This is a genomic window from Nostoc sp. LEGE 06077 (assembly GCF_015207705.1).
GTDB lineage: Bacteria > Cyanobacteriota > Cyanobacteriia > Cyanobacteriales > Nostocaceae > Nostoc_B.
The window spans coordinates 1-18,036 of record NZ_JADEWI010000023.1 but is presented as its reverse complement, the minus strand read 5'-3'; the positions used below and the strand labels follow the sequence as shown (position 1 = coordinate 18,036).

Sequence of the window (18,036 nt, the reverse complement as noted above, 5' to 3'; positions counted from 1 at the left end):
ATATAATTATTTTAGGGAGAAAAATATATGATAAAAAAACTTACTCAGTCCAACATATCAGAATGCCAAGAAAAATTTAATCTTTCTTACCATGTACATTTTTCTTTAAGGTGCGAAGAATTAGTAGGATTTGCGAATAAGAATGTTTTAGAGGTTGGAGGTAGTCTACCTCAAGAATTTGTTTTCGATTATTTACATGCTAAAACCTGGACTGCTGTTGAGTCCCCAGAATATGAAGATACTCTTAAGGGAGTGAGCAATATTTCCCAAGCATCTATATTGCGTCATCTATCGAATGAGGAAAAATTAGATTTTACTGAGAATAAAAATATAAATAGTGAGAAGTACAAATTTTATGCAGCAAATATGGAAGAGCTACCTCCTGAGTATTACAATCAATATGATTTAGTCTTCTCTATAGCTGCATTTGAACACATACATAAGTTTCCTACAGCCTTAGAGAAAATGTTTTTAGCTTTAAAACCAGGAGGTCAGCTTTTCTCAGTTTTTTCTCCTATTTGGTCTGCCCATGATGGGCATCATCTACCTACAATTACAGACTCTCAAGGGAGAAGTTTTGATTTTCAAGCCTCTCCTATTCCGCCTTGGGGACATTTATTAATGCGTCCTCCAGAGCTTTGTCATTATCTCTATCAATTTACAGATAAAGAAGCTGTAGATTTAATGATGTATCATGTTTATAACTCTGGACATATTAATAGGTTTTTTACGGAAGATTATCTTAATTTTATCAATCAAAGCTCTTTCACAATCAAAAAATTTGATCTAATAGGTTTATGTACAATTCCTCAAGAGATTCAGCAGCAACTAAAAACTTTGTATCCTGGAAGAGAGTATTTTTCAAATAATGGCATTTTAGTAGTTTTAGAAAAACCTCATAATCACCCAAATATTGTATCGGATTCATCCAATACAATAAATACTTATCATGAAGATTCAGTAAACCAGATTCAAGGGCATATAAATACTAAAACCTCCTTTAATGAAATCAATATTGATAAAAAAAATACTCCAATAAAAAAAGAAAAAGTATTAGAAGAGAGTCATAAGAAGAGTGATTTTTTAGGCAATAGTCTTTCCGTTTGTATGATGGTACAGAATGCTGAGAAAACATTAACTATTGCTCTAGAATCTCTACAAAATATTTATGATGAATTAATAATCGTTGATGGTGGTAGTACTGACTCTACTTGCGAAATAGCTTTGAATTATGGAGCTAAAATAATTCATTCCCAATGGAGCGGTAATCATTCTAATCAAAGAAATGTCTATCTCCAATATGTCAATACAGACTGGGTTTTTGTTCTTGATTCTGATGAGTTTATTGATCAGAGAACTCTTGATTTTTTAAAAATTATCAAGCAAACATTAATTTCCGATACTGATAATTTTTGGCTTCCGAGGAAATGGATAACTCCTTTTAATAAAAAACAATATATATCTAGTAAACCCCACTATCCTGATCCTCAAAGGAGATTATTTAGATTTAATAAAAATATTTATTATGAAGGCAAAATCCATGAAACAATTAATGGGCTGTGGCATCCTGGCAAATTAATGCCTGATTTGAGTATTTACCATCTAGATTTATTAATTAATAGTAAATCAAAACGCAAACTCAAAGTAGATAAGTATTACCAAAGTTCCCAACAAGATGGACTGCCTCATTTTTACTTACCAGAACTAAAATATCTCAAAAAACAAGTATGGAATGTTGAAGACCTCATACCTTCAGTGCAAACTTTCTTTAGTAATTTATCTATTGTATGTAAAGTATGTGAATCTTCTTCACATGACTTTGCTAAAAGTATTGTACTCGGTCAGTATGAAGTTGATTATTTTCAATGTTCTGATTGTGGATTTGTGCAAACGGAAGAACCTTATTGGTTAGATGAGGCTTACTCGGATGCTATAGCTCGTACTGATATTGGTTTAGTATTCCGCAACAATAATTTATCACGAAGAACTGCTCATATCTTATTCAATATCTTTGACCATGAAGCAAAGTTTTTAGACTATGGCGGTGGCTATGGTCTATTCGTGAGAATGATGAGAGACTTTGGATTTGATTTTTATTGGTATGATAAATTTTGTACTAATTTATTTGCTAAAGGTTTTGAATTTGATGAAGCAAATAATAGTTCGTATGAATTAGTAACGGCATTTGAAGTATTTGAGCATTTTATCAATCCAATAGAAGAAATTGAAAATATTTTAAATATTTCTAAAAATATTTTATTTAGTACGGAAATCCTGCCTGAAAATAATCCTAAACCTAATGAGTGGTGGTACTATTCACCTCATGACGGACAGCATATCTCTATATATACTATTAAGACTTTATCAAAAATAGCAGAAAAGTATAATTTAAACTTGTACTCAGATGGTTCCTCTTTTCATCTATTAACTGAAAAGATTTTACCTCCAGATTTATTTAATACTCTATGTCATTCTCCCATAGAACCATTCAACAAACAGTCTCTACTTCAGCAGGATTACTCACAAGCAGTTATCTCACTAATCAATAGGAATCATAATAATTTTATCAGGGCTGATAACTATAATGATTCTAGTACAGAGAATCCAATAATATTAGTGGATGGTGTATTCTTTCAACTCTATGAAACTGGGATTGCCCGTGTCTGGAAATCATTATTAGAAGAATGGGCAACTAATAGATTTGCTAAACATATTGTTGTCCTTGACCGTGGTAATACAGCACCTAAAATTTCTGGAGTTAGGTATTTAGACATTGCAAATTATGACTATAACAATACTGAAGCAGATAAACAGATGCTTCAACAAATCTGTGATGATGAAGGTGCAGATTTATTTATCTCTTCTTATTACACAACACCGATTACAACACCTTCTGTATTCATGGCCTATGACATGATTCCAGAAGTTATGGGATGGAATATGGATAATCCCATGTGGCAAGTAAAACATCAAGGTATCCAGCAAGCTTCTGCTCATATAGCAATTTCAGAACATACAGCGCGTGATTTAGCAAACTGCTTTCCTGAAATTCCTGTAGAGTCTATTACCGTGGCTCATTGTGGGGTTAGCAGTAATTTTTCACCAGCAAAGCCGGAAGAGATTAATACATTTATAGCTAAATATGGTATTACAAAACCTTATTTTCTTTTAGTTGGTGCTGGTAGTGGTTATAAGAATAGTATGTTATTCTTTCAAGCATTTTCTCAACTGGCTAGTAGCTATGGATTTGATATTATTTGCACAGGTAGTGGCGGGATATTAGCACCTGAATTTAGAGATTGTACATCAGGTAGTTCTGTTTATATGTTGCAGCTGAGTGATGAAGAGTTAGCAACAGCTTATTCTGGTGCAGTGGCTTTGGTTTATCCTTCTAAGTATGAAGGTTTTGGGATGCCAATTGTAGAAGCAATGGCTTGTGGCTGTCCAGTAATTACTTGTCCTAATGCTTCCATTCCTGAAGTTGGATGCGAGGCAGTAATATATGTGAATGATGATCATATAAACGGACTAGCAAATGCTTTATGTGATGTGCAGAAACCTAGTATTCGTCAAGCATTGATTAATGCAGGTTTGGCTCAAGCACAAAAGTTTTCTTGGTCAAAGATGGCCAATATAGTCACTACTGCTTTGATTAATGCTAGTTTGCTATCTTTAAATCTTAAGGAAATTAATCTAATTGTTTTTCCTGATTGGTCGCAATCAGAAGATGTGCTTGGTTTAGAGTTAGAATCTGTAATTAAAGCGATCGCAACTTCTCCTGATAGCCAAAAAACTACTTTATTAATTAACACCAGTAACATCTCTGCTGAGGATGCAGAACTTTTACTCTCTGGGATTACAATGAATTTGCTGATGGAAGCAGATTTGGATATCAGCGAGGGACTAGAAATTTCTTTGGTTGGTAGTTTAGCAGATATTCAGTGGCAAGCTTTATTACCTCGCCTTAGCAGCCGAATTATTTTGGAACATGAAAATAAAGCTGCTTTAGCAGAACTACCACTAGAATCACTACCAGCCTGTGAACTAGAAAGCTTTATTAAGCAACTTTGTATTTTATAGAGTTAATTAGGGTGTGTTAAGTAAGGCTATGCAAAAATTTGCAAGTGAAAAAATAATCACTAGCCGTAACACACCATATTTAGTGGTGTGTTATGCGTTGTTTTAACACATCCGACAATTTAATCACTACTCTAATTTTAAAAAGCTGTCTAGATAATATTTAATAATAGGAGAATATACATTGATTACTACATCAGAAGAATTAATCGATGATTCAGATAATCTGAATACAAGTAATATCAATGTAATTATCTTTCCTGATTGGTCAAAGCCAGAAGAGTCTCTTTGTCTCAATTTAGAAAGGGTGATTGAGGCGGTGAATCATCATCCTGATAGCAGCCAGATGACTCTAATTATAGATAGTAGTAATATTTCTGAAGATGTAGCTAATTTAGCATTATCTGGAGTATTGATGAATCTGCTGATGTCAGATGATTCTGATATGAGTACAAGTTGTGAAATTTCTCTCCTGGAAAGTTTAGATGCTGAACAGTGGGAAACAATGTCTTCTCAAATTCATGCAAAAATTATTTTAACTCAGGAGAATCAGAAAGATTTAAGTTATTCGCCAGCCGATAATATTCCCGGATATTTAATAGATGAATTTAGTAATATATCGATAGTTCAACTTATTTACGATTTAGCTAATCGATTATTTCAAAAAGGACAGTGGCAAGCGGCGATCGCCCAATATCAAAAACTGCTAGAATTACAAGTCAATGGTTTAGAAATTTATGGGAATTTGATTCATTGCTACAGAAGTTCCCAGCAAACTGAGGCATATTATACAACGCTGCGTGAGGCGATCGCATTATACCCCACTGAAGGTAGGTTACATTTTTCACTAATTATTGATTTACGTCGTAATGGTCAAATACAAGAAGCAATTGCTCGTGCTGAGAATGCTTGTATATGCTTGCCAGATGATTATACTTTTAAACTTCTCAAATATTTAACAGTTCCCAGCATTTATGACAATGAAGATGAAATAAATTTTTATCGCGATCGCTATACCCAAGGATTACAAGATTTAATTGCACAGACTAGCTTAAATACTCCTCAAGAAAAAAATAATGCCTTAGCTGGTATAAGTAGGCTGACTAACTTTTATCTATCCTATCAAGCTCAAAATGATCGAGATTTGCAAAGTGAATATGGACAATTAGTCCATAAAATTATGGCTGCAAATTATCCTCAATTGATTGCGCCTTTATCTATGCCAAATATTCAGCCACAGCAAAGAATTAGGGTTGGGTATGTTTCTAATTTCTTACATTCTTATAGTGGCACATTATGGTTAACTGGCTGGCTTCGCTACTGTAATCATCAACTCTTCGAGATTTATTGTTACTATACAGGCAATGAACCAGACCCAGTAACAGAACAATTTCAAGAATATAGTGATGTTTTTCACCATATTCCTCATAATTTACCAGGAGTTTATGAGCAAATAATTGCGGATAATTTACACATTTTAGTGTTTCCCGAAATTGGTATGAACCCGCAAACTATGCAAATGGCTGGACTGCGGCTTGCACCTGTACAATGTGTAGCCTGGGGACATCCTGTCACAACTGGTTTACCAACAATTGATTATTTTTTATCTAGCGAGTTAATGGAACCAGAAAATGCTCAAGAACATTATTCTGAAAAACTCATTCGCTTACCGAATATTGGTGTATCTTACCCTAAACCTTATATTCCCCCCGTCATCAAAACGCGCTCAGATTTTCAACTTGCAGATGATGCGGTAATTTATTTATGTTGCCAAGCACCGTTTAAATATTTGCCACAATATGATTTTATTTTGGCGGAAATTGCACGTCGGGTTCCGCAAGCTAAGTTTGTATTTTTACGAGGAACGTTACTTCAACAGCGTCTCAAACGTGCCTTTGCTGGGATAGGTTTGAATAGTGAAGATTACTGTGTATTTTTGAGTATCCCAGAACGTTTAGACTATTTGATGATTAACTTATTAGCAGATGTTTATCTGGATACTTTTACATGGTCTGGTGGTAATACTACCTTAGAAGCGATCGCTTGTAATCTTCCGGTTGTCACTTGTCCAGGAGAATTTATGCGTGGTCGTCACTCCGATAGCTTTCTCAAAATGCTGGGAGTAACCGACACCATCGCGCAAAATGAAGCAGAATATATTGATATCGCTGTCAAATTAGGGCTAGACTCAACTTGGCGAAACAATATTGCCGCACAAATGAGTCAGCGTCATCATCTACTATTTGATGACCAGGCTTGTGTTGCTAGTTTAGAAGCTTTTTATCAACAAATTGTCGAACAACAGCCAAAGTTTTAGGACATTAGTAGATGATAAAACCTAGACCGAAAAAAGACTTTTCACTCTATCATCTGTCACCTAAAATAACAACCTACTCCTCAGCTTGACCAACGCGGCGAATATTGACAATATCGCTCATTTTTTTGATTTGGATAAACACTTGTTCCAGCTGCGAGCGATGGCGTATATCTATACCTAAGTCCATTAATGCTGGTTGTCCAATAGCGGTTTTGACTTGTGCATGGCGCACGTTAATCCCTTGGTCGCTCAAACGTGACAAAACATCTTTTAAAACGCCAACACGGTCAAGAGCTTCAATTTGGATATTAACGGGGTAAGTATGGGGACGCGCACTAGTTTCTACAGCAGAGTTCCATTTTACTGGGACTAAGCGATCGCACTCAACATTTTCCAAATTATGACACCCTTGACGATGAATAGAAATTCCTCGGCCGCGTGTCACTACCCCAATAATCGATTCACCAGGAATCGGCGTACAACATCCAGCCAGATGATACACCAAACCTTCGACACCCACAATTGGCGAATCACTGGCACGGGAGCTACTGTGAGGTACATCCCGTAAAGCTTTGGTTGTGGCTGATGATTCTTTGGCGACAAAGGGCGGTATCACCATTGTTGCAGGTTGCTGTGACTTGACAACTTCCCGCCAGCGATTGAGTACCAAATTCAGGGTAATTTCGCCATAACCCAAACCTGCAAGTAAATCTTCGACGCTGTGATAGTTGCACTTTTCCGAGACAGTCTGCATTGCGTCTGATTTTAACAAACTCTCAAACCCAGTTTTACCGAGTTCTTTTTCTAATAAGTCCCGGCCACGAGTGACGTTTTCTTCGCGGCGCGATCGCTTGTACCATTGTTTAATCCGATATTTAGCAGCAGAAGTCCTGGCAAAATTCAACCAGTCTAAACTGGGATGGCTATTCTTTTGGGTGAGAATTTCCACAATATCGCCATTTTGCAACCTTGTTGATAAAGGTACTATGCGCCCATTCACCCTTGAGCCGGAACAATGATTACCAACTTCTGTATGAATGCGATAAGCAAAATCTATACTGGTAGAACCAGGATTTAAAGGTACAACATCGCCTTTGGGCGTGAAGACATAAACATCATCTTCAAATAAGTTATCTTTGACGCTATCTAAATATTCTTGGGCATCTTTCAGGTCGCTTTGCCATTCTAATAGCTGACGTAACCAAGTAAACTTTTCATCAGATGCTGTGAACGGACTATTAGAACCACCTGTTTCTTTATACTTCCAATGGGCTGCGATCCCGTATTCAGCAATATGGTGCATTTCCAGGGTGCGAATTTGGATTTCTAAAGGACGACCAGTTAAACCAATGACCCCAGTATGCAACGATTGATAACGGTTTGGCTTAGGCAATCCGATATAATCCTTAAATCTGCCGGGAATTGGGCGAAAAGCATCATGCACAACCGCTAAGGCACGATAACATTCTTCATTTGTTTGGACAATAATTCGCAGCGCCGCTAAATCATAAATTTCATGAAACTCCTTTTGCTGTCGCTGCATTTTTTGATAAATGCTATACAAATGTTTGGGGCGACCGCTAATATCTAAGCAATGAATTCCTGCTTGGGGTAAACGTTCGCGTAAAATTTCTGTAGCTTTGGCTAATTTTTCTTCTCGCGCCGTGCGTTTTTCGGAAACGTGTTGCTGCATTTGGCGAAAAGCTTCAGGTTCGAGATATTTAAAGGCTAAATCTTCTAGTTCCCATTTAATATGCCAAATACCTAAACGGTTAGCTAAAGGTGCAAAGATATCTCGTGTTTCTTGGGCGCTGCGCCGACGGCTGTCTTCTGACATATATTGCAGAGTTCGCATATTATGCAAACGATCTGCTAACTTGACTACAATAACTCTGATATCTTGAGCCATTGCCAAAAACATCCGCCGGAAATTTTCGGCTTGGCTTTCGGTTTTACTTTTAAAATTAATTTTAGAAAGCTTCGTTACACCTTCGACTAATAGTCGTACTTCTGCGCCAAATAGCTCTTCTATTTCTTCAATTGTGACATCTGTATCTTCAACTACATCATGAAGAAATCCAGCTGCTATCATAGCAGGACTACCCCCTAAGTCGCGCAGCAAACCGGCTACGGCGACGGGATGACAGATATATGGTTCTCCCGATTTGCGAAATTGTCCATGATGAAGTTGATAGGCAAATGTGAATGCTCGACAAATTAATGATTCATCATAATGCCTTCGGTCTTCTGCTTCGCCACTTCTTGGTGATGACTCTCGCAAACATTTGTTGAGCCATTCTGGAAGTGTAACGTCAATTGAAGTACTAATAGCTATGCCGCTCATACAAAAGGTGATCGGGGGATAGTAGAGATGGACGAAAATTACAGCATCAATCTGGTGATGATACTGTTGCCCTAATGGGTGTGGTAAATGCAGTGTGAGGATGATGACTCAATTGCCTGTGGTAATCATCCATATTTAGCTTTTGAGAAGCATAAGCTGGAGAAACCATAGATGGCTAATAAAGCCTCAAAAGGGAATTTGAGGCTTGTGATAGTGATAATGGTTCAAAAAGATATACTGTAGAAGAAAAATTTCTTGTCATTAATACTATCTTAAATGGCACTAGATGTCTTTAAATTGTGATAAATATCAAGCACTAGCAAATTTATTAGTGCAATTACGTTCTGATATCACGGCTGTGCAACTTGACAAAACCCATCTGCGACAGTGCGTTGCTGATTTACAGCAGTTATTTCAACGGGAGATTGTACCTTTAGCGACAGTAAACTCCAAAGAGCAGTCGTTTCGGACTGAAATTAGTAAACAATTGCGCTTATTGGAAATTGATGTCACATTTTTCCAAGGCGCACGGCAGGCCGCAACAGCAACAACAAGACTTCAAACCATTAGCGATCGCCTCACTACTGTAATTCAATATTGCCATGCAATACTGCAACAAGAGACACCAGAAGTGAATGAAGATTAATCTGGCTGTCAAGTTTTGCCGTTAAATGGCTCAGGATCAAAGAAATCTTGTAGCCAACATAGCGTCTTGAAGTTTATGAAGATTTGATGCTGAAATTCTCAGTATGTTATCTCAATTCACCACAATCTTGATACATATACAAGAACTTGTAAGGTTTAGGCTCTACCCTTACACCTGTATTTGTATCATCCATAAAGTAAAATTGCCAGACTTACGCAACTGGCTGGCACATCTAGTTTCTGGTACAAGAGTCAAGGATCAAGGGTTAAAAATCAAGGTTTTTTTGAACTTTTGACAGCCTAAACGCAAAAAATATGACATTTGCGTAAGTCTTAACTAATTCTTCCTAAGTTCTAACTTTTGCTGATGGCTGACTTCCAAAGGTAAGAATATAGTTAACACCTCACCATATTGCGGGCGTTGGCGCACAATCAACTTACCGCCAATTGCTTGGAACAGTTGTTTAGTTGCAGTTAAATTCAAACTAATCGTACCTGTCTCTGGTTGAAACATTAACAATTGACCCAGAGCTTTACGAATCGGTGGTGTTACAGATGTATTTGCTGCATCTGTGTTTTGACAATGAAGATGAGGCGATAGTTGAAGCTTGAGTTGATCACCAGCGGGGATAACCTGTACTTGAATATGGCTACCAGCAGGTAAGCTACGGGTAAAATTCTCCATCAAACCAGTGAGAACCCGATCCAACATTGTCGGATTACTAACAACTGTAGGTAGTTGTTGTGGTACAACTACATCTAAAGTCAGGTTACGTCGAGTTGCAGCTTGTTGCCAACGAGGAATACTCTGTTGCAAAACTTGATTGAGAGACATTGGTGTGAGATGAGTATTCGCAGCTTTCATGGAAGCACAAGTTTCTAGTTCTGCTGCCTTGAAAAGTAATTCCATTCGGTCAATTTGCTCAGTACACTCATGATCAATAATTTTTAAGCGATCGCTTACACCTGTAGGTAAGTCACGCCGCTTGAGTAGTAAGCGAGTCATGGTGCGGATGGTTGTCAGAGGAGTACGAACCTCATGAGCAAATGCTTGAAGCAACTCTACATCGGGGACTGGGTGTTGCGAATTGGGAATTGACGGTTGGGGATGAGGGAAGCTTGTTGCTGTTTCCCAGTCTTTACTGGCTTCTGGTTCTGGCAATTCCTGAAGTAACAACTGGCTAAACTGGGCTGTAATTCGATAATCTGGAGCTACTGGTGAATACTGTTGCACTAAACCATCTAGTTCCGCGCAGAAATCGGGATTAGTCAGCATTACCCGCGCCCCTATGGCTCGCCATGCTTGCTGAACTATCTGTGGGTCAAAGGAAAATGAAAATATTTTGTTACCATTTTTACGTTCTGCCAAAATCAGTACTAATCTGAATCTACCTGTGAATACCAAGCAAAATTGCTCTGCCACTAAGGGATCAGCTGGTAGTAAAGGCAGGACTGCTTCTTGAAAAGAATGTTCTTCAGCAACTGTCGCTGTTGTCGGCATTTGAAACGGCATTAAAGCCAAGGGGTTAAATGGCTTGGCTGTAAAAGTAACTGTCTGTAAGTTTTGAGTTAATGCTGGTTGACTAAATAAGGGTGCTGGTGCAGCTAATATCAATGCTGGTGAAGCACATGGAGAGGTAATTCCTAAAGTCTCAATTAATAAATGTTCTGTGGCTGCTAAACTCATGCGCCATTGCCGCTCTGCCTTGGCTGGTGAACATTCAACCATAGTTGATTGACTTTCGGCTAAAACTTCACTCAGGCTTGGCAAGATCCATTCGTACACAGGTTTTCACCCCTTGGTTGCAGAGCGACTAAATAACGTGGAAAAGTAATGTTTTACCACTACTTTAGAGGTTATATTTATTTGTGTACGACCAACAGTAGTATAACCGAACAAGAAGGGGGCAATTTCCCCGTCTTACTTGAATTAACGTTCAAAGTCATAGCGGTATGCACCTGAATAAGATACAGGCTCGACTGGAAAATCAATACACTAAAAAACTTTCAAACCTGTTCTCTGCTATATAAAAATACAGATGTAGCCAAGGTAGTTAGGACATCGGTAAGCGGTAAAACTTAGACAATCAAAGACTTTTAACTCTGTCACCTGTCACCTATCCCCTGCCATAACGCTTAAACATTGGGTTGATTGACTTAATTTTTCAGTCTAGAGTGATGTGGCTTACAAGGACTTCCCCAACAAACTTGTCCACTAGGCATACTAGCAAACACAGTGCTACGAGCGCCGATTACAGCATTCGCGCCAATTTCAACTCCGGGGCCAACAAAGCAATCTGTTGTTACCCATACCCCATTGTTAATAGTAATTGGCGCTGTTTTTAACCTAAAAGCCGGGTCTTGGATGTCGTGGCTACCAGTACACAAGTAAGTTTTTTGGGAAATCACGCAGTGTTCACCAATGCTAATTTCATCCAAGCTGTAGAAAACTACGTCATCACCAATCCAACTGTAGTCACCGATAGTAATTTTCCAAGGATACGTGAAGCGGGCGGTGGGTCTAATTAATACGCCTTGACCAATCCGCGCACCGAATAGCCGCAGTAAAGAACAACGCAGACTATTCAAAGGATGTGGAGTTAAAGGAAAGGCGATCGCCTGGACAAACCACCATAACAAAACATACCAGGATGGACGGCCACGGTCAAACCAGGATTGATCATACTGGCGTAAATCTACAAAGGATTGGTTATTAGTCATTGCTCAAATGGTCAATAGTCGATAAATAAAAGAGACTGGGTAGTATAATTTTCCCAGTCCCTCATTTCTCAATAAAGCAACCCATTACCAATCGCTCCACAGCTGATGAATTATCCGGGTTTCTTTATTTCAGACTTCTTACGTCATACTTACTAAGTTGCTGTCTGTTCGATTTTTTGAGGTAGAGATGGTGGTAAAGATTTAGTAGTATTTGCAGTATTTAATTTACCACCACAGTTACGTAACTCATAGAGTTTTACGCCAATTTGATATTCATATTGACTTAGCAACCGCCCGTAAATATATCCAGCTTTGCCATCCAAAAAACCACGTTGAATAATATAGAACAAGATAAAGCGTAAAATTGGTTTAAAAGGCAAATGTACCCAAACTTTCTTCAAAAAGCGCTTACGTTGAACAGCATCACCAAATAAGTTAGCGCCAATTGTACCTTTTTCATCTTGGCCAGTGAGAATATTGTAATAAACGCGAGCTTCCCAATTGGAATAGCGATTGTGTCTTTCTAACCAGTGGAACAAATCGCGGAAGTCTTCATGGAGCATATCATTTTTGAGATAGCCGACGTTACCTTGTAAAATAACGTGTTCGTGAACTTCGTTGTCGCCTGTGTTGGGAATATCTTCAGTATTTAGATTTTCGTAACGACCAACTTTATGTTTGAATAAACGCAAATTCCAATCGGGATATTTACCCCCATGCTGAATCCATTTACCTAAGAAAAATACCCGACGGTTGAGGTAGTAACCGTTAAATTCTGCATTTTGAATTGCTTGAGCAATTTCATCCCACAATTCGGGAGTGATACGTTCATCACAATCGACAATGAGTACCCATTCATTACGGAAAGGTAGATTATCTAAAGACCAGTTTTTCTTTTTTGGCCAGCGTCCATTGAAGTGAAATTGCACAACATTGGCACCGTGATTGTTAGCAATCTCGATGCTTTTATCAGTACTTTGAGAATCTACAATAAAGATTTCATCTGCCCTTTGCAGACTAGCAAGACAAGCTGGCAAATTAGCTTCTTCGTTTTTGGCAGGAATAAGTACAGAGACGGGAATTTTAGATGACATATATGTTGTTATTTGTTATTTTTTATGGGATGTAGCAAATAGACCCTGAATAGCAGCATTTAAATAACCTATTTGACAATATGTATACACAAGTTTGTCGAAGCGTTCTGCTGGATCAGAAAAATACTGTAATGACTTATATAAACCCCTAATTAAGCGTTCGCTACCGCGCTGTAATTGACCGATACCTGTTTTGCCTGCCAGTTGTTCTCGATAGCACTCACTAATACCTTGCCACCAACCGCGATTTAAAAACCAAGAGCGATTGAGTCGTTCGGGTGCAACGTTATGAGCAACTAAAGCTTCAGGAAGATAGGCAACTTGCCAACCATGCTGAAGTGCAAATTCCGTCATTTGCAGTTCTTCATTAGATAACAAATTTTTCCCCACTCGACCGAGATGGGGATCAAAACCACCAATTTCTGCTAGAAAGCTACGCCGGATCGAATAATTTAAGCCTCTGGGAGTTAAACCAGGCTGCTCGATGTAAACTAGTTTATCGCCTAGATCGTAAGCTCCCAAATTGCCTGCTAACCCAGAAGATAGCCATTTGGGTGGTTGGATAGTTGGTGGCCATAAAAGCGTTACTTTGCCACCAGCGATCGCTAGTTTGGGGTTGCTTTGATAGGCAGAATACAATACTTGCAACCAGCGATCGCTGGCTACGGCATCATCATCTAAATAAGCGAGAATTTCGGCACTAGCAGCTTTAGCACCAGTGTTACGGGCAACAGATAAGCCAGTGGTGGGTTCAAAGATATACTTTAACCGGGGATTGCAGGCTCTTTGTTCGACAACTTCGCGGGTGCGATCGCTGGAGTTGTTATCTACCACTATCACCTCAAAGTCAGCAGCAAAATCCTGCGCCAAGAGGCTATCAATCGCCGCACCTAAATAGGTATCTCGATTGTGCGTACAGATAATGGCAGAGAGTTGGATGTCTGGCATAGGATTAATTTTAAGTTGTCACCCTTGGATTTTAGATTACTGTCTTCAATCCAACGGTCGCCTGCTCTGTGCTAATCTATAACAAAAAATTCCCACCCACCAACCGCGTTTCTTCGGAAATAGTCCTTAATTCTTCACGCTTGTTGAATATGACTGTGTAAAACTACGAGAGTTTCGGCTAACTGACTCAAGCGCGTTTCTAAATATTGTTTGCGTCCTAACAGCTGGCGTAATTTTTGATGCCGCGCGATCGCCATACTAACTGTAGGTACTTGATCTGGTGGACAGGGACGTGACCAAACTTTACCTGAGCCATCCAAACCACAAAGGCGATAACCTGTCCGCGCAAATTGATAAGCGTCTTTACTACCAGTGGTACAGATTTCTTCTACATAGTTCATCAAACGATCAACTTCTGCATGGCGGAGTGTTGCAGTTCCAGGCTGTTCTGGTTCTTTGGGATTAGACTCTAACCAACCATTAACTATTGGCCCTTCTAGATAAAGTTCTTGGATTTGTTGCAGAATAATTTGGAGTTCTTGCTGCCAACCAGCCACATGAATTTGAATTTCTTGCAACAAATTCATTGCTAAGGCTGGGTTCGCTCCATGACGATGGTTACTAAAGCTAGGACTTTTAAACTTGGGTAGGCTTGGTGTTTTACCACCAATTTCTTCCCCCGAAAATGTCTCTACAGAATGATGCTGTTCAACAGTGCTGTCATTTTGCGAGTGAATATCTAGGTTATCTATGATTTCTGGGGTGATGGTCTCATCATCTGATGTATCTGTACCTGGGGTAGTCGCTTTGGCAGAAACACTAATTCTAAAAGATACTGGGTGCTTTGGTGTATCACCCGCTTCGACAGTTGCATTGTCCCGATTGCCTAGATCGTGTAGAGTTGCCTCAATACGTTTTAGTCCTGTTTTCATAAACGCAATCCTGTATGTGTGCTGCCCTCTGTGGTGTTTCATTATCCACAAAGGTGTGTTGGGAATTTGAGCTTTTGCCAATTTTGGCACAAATTAATGCTGGTGCTAATTTTATCTTTTAAAAGATATTTGCCACAAACAACCTCAAAATCATTGTCTAAAAGTATTAGGAAATATCTGTGGGTAAAGTTATTTTAATTACGGGGCCTGCTCGGTCGGGAAAAAGTGAATGGGCTGAATACCTAGCAAAGCAGTTAGGTAAAAAAGTTGTTTATGTAGCCACCGCCACAGAAAATCCTGCCGATATAGAATGGCAAAAACGTATTCGCTCACATCAACAACGCCGTCCTCAAAATTGGGCAACCTTGGCAGTACCCATAGAATTGTCAGCTACTTTGGCTGATGCTAAACCTGATAGTTGTCTGTTAGTTGATTCTTTGGGAACTTGGGTAACGAATCTTTTAGACCAGGATGAGGTTGGCTGGCAAAATACAATCACAGAGTTTTTAGAGACAGTACAACTAGTCGCGGCTGATATGCTGTTTGTGGCGGAAGAGGTAGGGTGGGGTGTAATTCCTGCTTATCCCATTGGGAGACAATTCCGCGATCGCCTGGGTTCTTTGGTACGTCAATTAGGTGCTGTTTGTGACACTGTTTATCTTGTTACTGGTGGTCATGTGTTGAATTTGAGTGTGCTGGGAGCGTCACTACCAAAAGAAATAGATGATGAATTGTAAAGTATATTTTTAAGAAAAATTAAAAGAACTTGATTATTATTTTGTCTGCCTATAGATAGTCAAATTTTTAATAGAAAATTAATAATATACACAAAGCAAGTCTCCTGATGCCGAATGTACAATCATGGTATGGCAAACACAGAAGATATAAAGAAGTATCTTGCCTACTGGTTTCAGTTAGGTAAGAAAGTAGTGATCGGTAATGGGGCAGCAAGCTTGTTACCTCAACCTGTATATAGAGGCGATCGCTATAGTCAAGAATTTGAAGAATGTTGGCAGCAAATCATCTCATCAAAATCGGGCGATTGTTATTTAGAAGGCACTCATGAAACCATTGCAGAATTGCTGACTTCTGCATGGGAAATTACGCCTTGTGGTCGCTGCAATATGCCGATACCGATGAGAAACGTAGGGATGCCAGCAGAAACTTGCCCATGCAATAATTTACCCGGTTGGCCGAATACTGATTTACCCGCACCACGTTCGGCTATCGATAACCAAGAACAACTAATGGGAATTCGCGATCGCCTTTTAGAAAATATTTCCGCAAAAACTAAATAAGCTTTGTGACGCAATTCATTTCCGAAAGCTTGTAACCGTGGTTTATCATTAAAACTGCGGTATTTTTATCCGAACTTGGATGAGAAATTAAAAAAACTCGTACTTGGATGTGCTGTGTTGAGAGCAAAATTTTTTTGATAAACCATGTCAACATATAGAATAAAGCGCCAAAATCAGCAATAGGAAAACGAAAAAACGCTGTGCAGATAACATTTTTAGGGACAAGTTCCGGTGTACCTACGCGATCGCGTAATGTTTCTAGTGTCGCCCTGAGATTACCCCAACGAGCAGAACTGTGGTTATTCGATTGTGGTGAAGGTACTCAGCATCAACTTTTGCGGAGTGACCTAAAAATCAGCCAACTTTCCCGAATTTTTATTACCCATCTGCATGGCGACCACATTTTTGGTTTGATGGGTCTGTTGGCTAGTTGTGGTTTAGCTGGCAATGTTGACAGAATTGATCTTTACGGCCCACCTGGATTAAATGAATATATCCAATCAGCATCACGCTATTCTCATACTCACTTCTCCTATCCGATCAAAGTTCATGCTATCCGTCCAGGAGTAGTTTATGAAGATCAAGAATTCACTGTTACCTGTGGCCAATTGCATCATCGGATCACAGCGTTTGGTTATCGGGTAGCCGAAAAAGACCGCGCAGGACGTTTTGATATTGAAAAAGCTAAAGAGCTACAAATTCCACCTGGCCGGATTTACGGTCAACTCAAACGGGGTGAAACCGTCACCTTAGACGATGGGAGAGTGATTAAAGGTACGGAACTTTGCGGCCCTACAGAAATTGGCCGGAAAATAGCTTATTGTACAGATACAATTTATACAGAAGGCGCAGTGGAATTGGCGCAGGATGCGGATGTTTTAATTCACGAAGCAACCTTTGCCCATGCAGACGCAGAGATGGCTTTTCAAAGATTGCATTCCACAACCACGATGGCAGCACAAACAGCTTTAGCGGCTGGTTCTCGGCGGTTAATTATGACTCATTTTAGTCCTCGCTACGCTCCTGGCAACCCCATAGAATTAAAAGATTTGCTTCAGGAAGCCCGTGCAATTTTTCCGTACACTGATATGGCTTATGATTTTATGAGTTATGATGTGCCAAGACGGCGGGAAGTGGAGTTGAAGCAAGTGTCTGTAAGTTAAGGCGATCGCATTACTATTGCATCGCCCCAAGTCAAGCGATAATTACAATGTGCTAAAAGCAAGCAAATTCCAGCCTGGATTTCTTACTAATACTGGTTATCACTCATATAAATCAATGGTTTTGAGAGCCATTACTGTGTATCTCTATTGCCCGGTCGGGGCTTGGTAAACTTTTTGTATCTCGCTCAAAAGGATACAATCTCACCTTTAATTACTAGCGTATACACATTTTGATAAAAATGTAAAGTTACTAGATATTTAATATATAGAAACTTTAAAAATAAAATTTCCTTTTTTCGCTAAAAACACTTGAGATTGCCTAAAATACTGTAAATTTCTTTCTTAATAATTATTAAATTATTGCTAAAATGTTTATTTTTAGATGGTTTTAGGTTTTAAAACAGATATTTAATAGATGTTCTAAACATATATGAAGAATTTATAAAGATTAAGTATACAATTAAGTAATTGTGCGTAAAAAACTTACATTATTAAAA

At 38.8% G+C, this 18,036-nt stretch carries 12 protein-coding genes; 6 read left to right on the top strand and 6 right to left on the bottom strand.

Going from position 1 to position 18,036, the window contains the following annotated elements; translation table 11 throughout:
• The first annotated feature begins 27 nt into the window (after positions 1–27).
• Both IQ244_RS32530 and IQ244_RS16100 read left to right on the top strand, forming a co-directional pair.
• Positions 28–4,080 (top strand): methyltransferase domain-containing protein, encoded by a 4,053-nt coding sequence (locus tag IQ244_RS32530; RefSeq protein WP_228058949.1) that lies wholly within the window; start codon positions 28–30, stop codon positions 4,078–4,080.
• Between the two features lie 181 nt (positions 4,081–4,261).
• Positions 4,262–6,394, top strand: a complete 2,133-nt coding sequence (locus IQ244_RS16100; protein WP_193895786.1) for a glycosyl transferase family 1 — start codon at positions 4,262–4,264, stop codon at positions 6,392–6,394.
• A gap of 73 nt (positions 6,395–6,467) precedes the next feature.
• Here IQ244_RS16100 and IQ244_RS16095 read toward each other — a convergent pair whose 3' ends face one another.
• Positions 6,468–8,738 carry a RelA/SpoT family protein gene (locus IQ244_RS16095; protein ID WP_193895784.1) on the bottom strand — a complete coding sequence of 757 codons (2,271 nt, stop codon included), beginning with the start codon at positions 8,736–8,738 and terminating at the stop codon, positions 6,468–6,470.
• Positions 8,739–9,024: 286 nt separating this feature from the next.
• Here IQ244_RS16095 and patD point away from each other — a divergent pair, with 286 nt between their 5' ends.
• Complete coding sequence (gene patD, locus IQ244_RS16090) at positions 9,025–9,384, top strand: heterocyst frequency control protein PatD (protein ID WP_193895782.1); 360 nt, start codon at positions 9,025–9,027, stop codon at positions 9,382–9,384.
• A gap of 336 nt (positions 9,385–9,720) precedes the next feature.
• Here patD and IQ244_RS16085 read toward each other — a convergent pair whose 3' ends face one another.
• The 5 genes from IQ244_RS16085 to IQ244_RS16065 all read right to left on the bottom strand — a co-directional run bounded on the left by IQ244_RS16085 (position 9,721) and on the right by IQ244_RS16065 (position 15,078).
• Positions 9,721–11,169, bottom strand: a complete 1,449-nt coding sequence (locus IQ244_RS16085; protein WP_193895780.1) for a sensor histidine kinase — start codon at positions 11,167–11,169, stop codon at positions 9,721–9,723.
• Positions 11,170–11,540: 371 nt separating this feature from the next.
• Positions 11,541–12,104 (bottom strand): hormogonium polysaccharide biosynthesis acetyltransferase HpsU, encoded by a 564-nt coding sequence (hpsU, locus tag IQ244_RS16080; RefSeq protein ID WP_193895778.1) that lies wholly within the window; start codon positions 12,102–12,104, stop codon positions 11,541–11,543.
• 152 nt (positions 12,105–12,256) lie between these two features.
• A complete protein-coding gene (locus IQ244_RS16075; RefSeq protein ID WP_193895776.1) occupies positions 12,257–13,198 on the bottom strand; it encodes a glycosyltransferase family 2 protein in 942 nt (313 codons plus the stop codon).
• A 15-nt stretch (positions 13,199–13,213) separates the two neighbouring features.
• The gene (locus IQ244_RS16070) at positions 13,214–14,146 is read right to left on the bottom strand and encodes a glycosyltransferase (RefSeq protein WP_193895774.1); all 933 of its coding nucleotides are present in this window, start codon (positions 14,144–14,146) and stop codon (positions 13,214–13,216) included.
• Between the two features lie 134 nt (positions 14,147–14,280).
• Positions 14,281–15,078, bottom strand: a complete 798-nt coding sequence (locus tag IQ244_RS16065) for a hypothetical protein (protein WP_193895772.1) — start codon at positions 15,076–15,078, stop codon at positions 14,281–14,283.
• Between the two features lie 179 nt (positions 15,079–15,257).
• Here IQ244_RS16065 and cobU point away from each other — a divergent pair, with 179 nt between their 5' ends.
• The 3 genes from cobU (at position 15,258) to IQ244_RS16050 (ending at position 17,539) form a co-directional block, all read left to right on the top strand.
• A complete protein-coding gene (gene cobU / locus IQ244_RS16060; protein WP_193895770.1) occupies positions 15,258–15,815 on the top strand; it encodes a bifunctional adenosylcobinamide kinase/adenosylcobinamide-phosphate guanylyltransferase in 558 nt (185 codons plus the stop codon).
• 129 nt (positions 15,816–15,944) lie between these two features.
• Complete coding sequence (locus IQ244_RS16055) at positions 15,945–16,376, top strand: hypothetical protein (protein ID WP_193895768.1); 432 nt, start codon at positions 15,945–15,947, stop codon at positions 16,374–16,376.
• Between the two features lie 200 nt (positions 16,377–16,576).
• On the top strand, positions 16,577–17,539 hold the full coding sequence (locus IQ244_RS16050) for a ribonuclease Z (protein ID WP_193895766.1): 963 nt from the start codon (positions 16,577–16,579) through the stop codon (positions 17,537–17,539).
• Positions 17,540–18,036 lie beyond the last annotated feature (497 nt).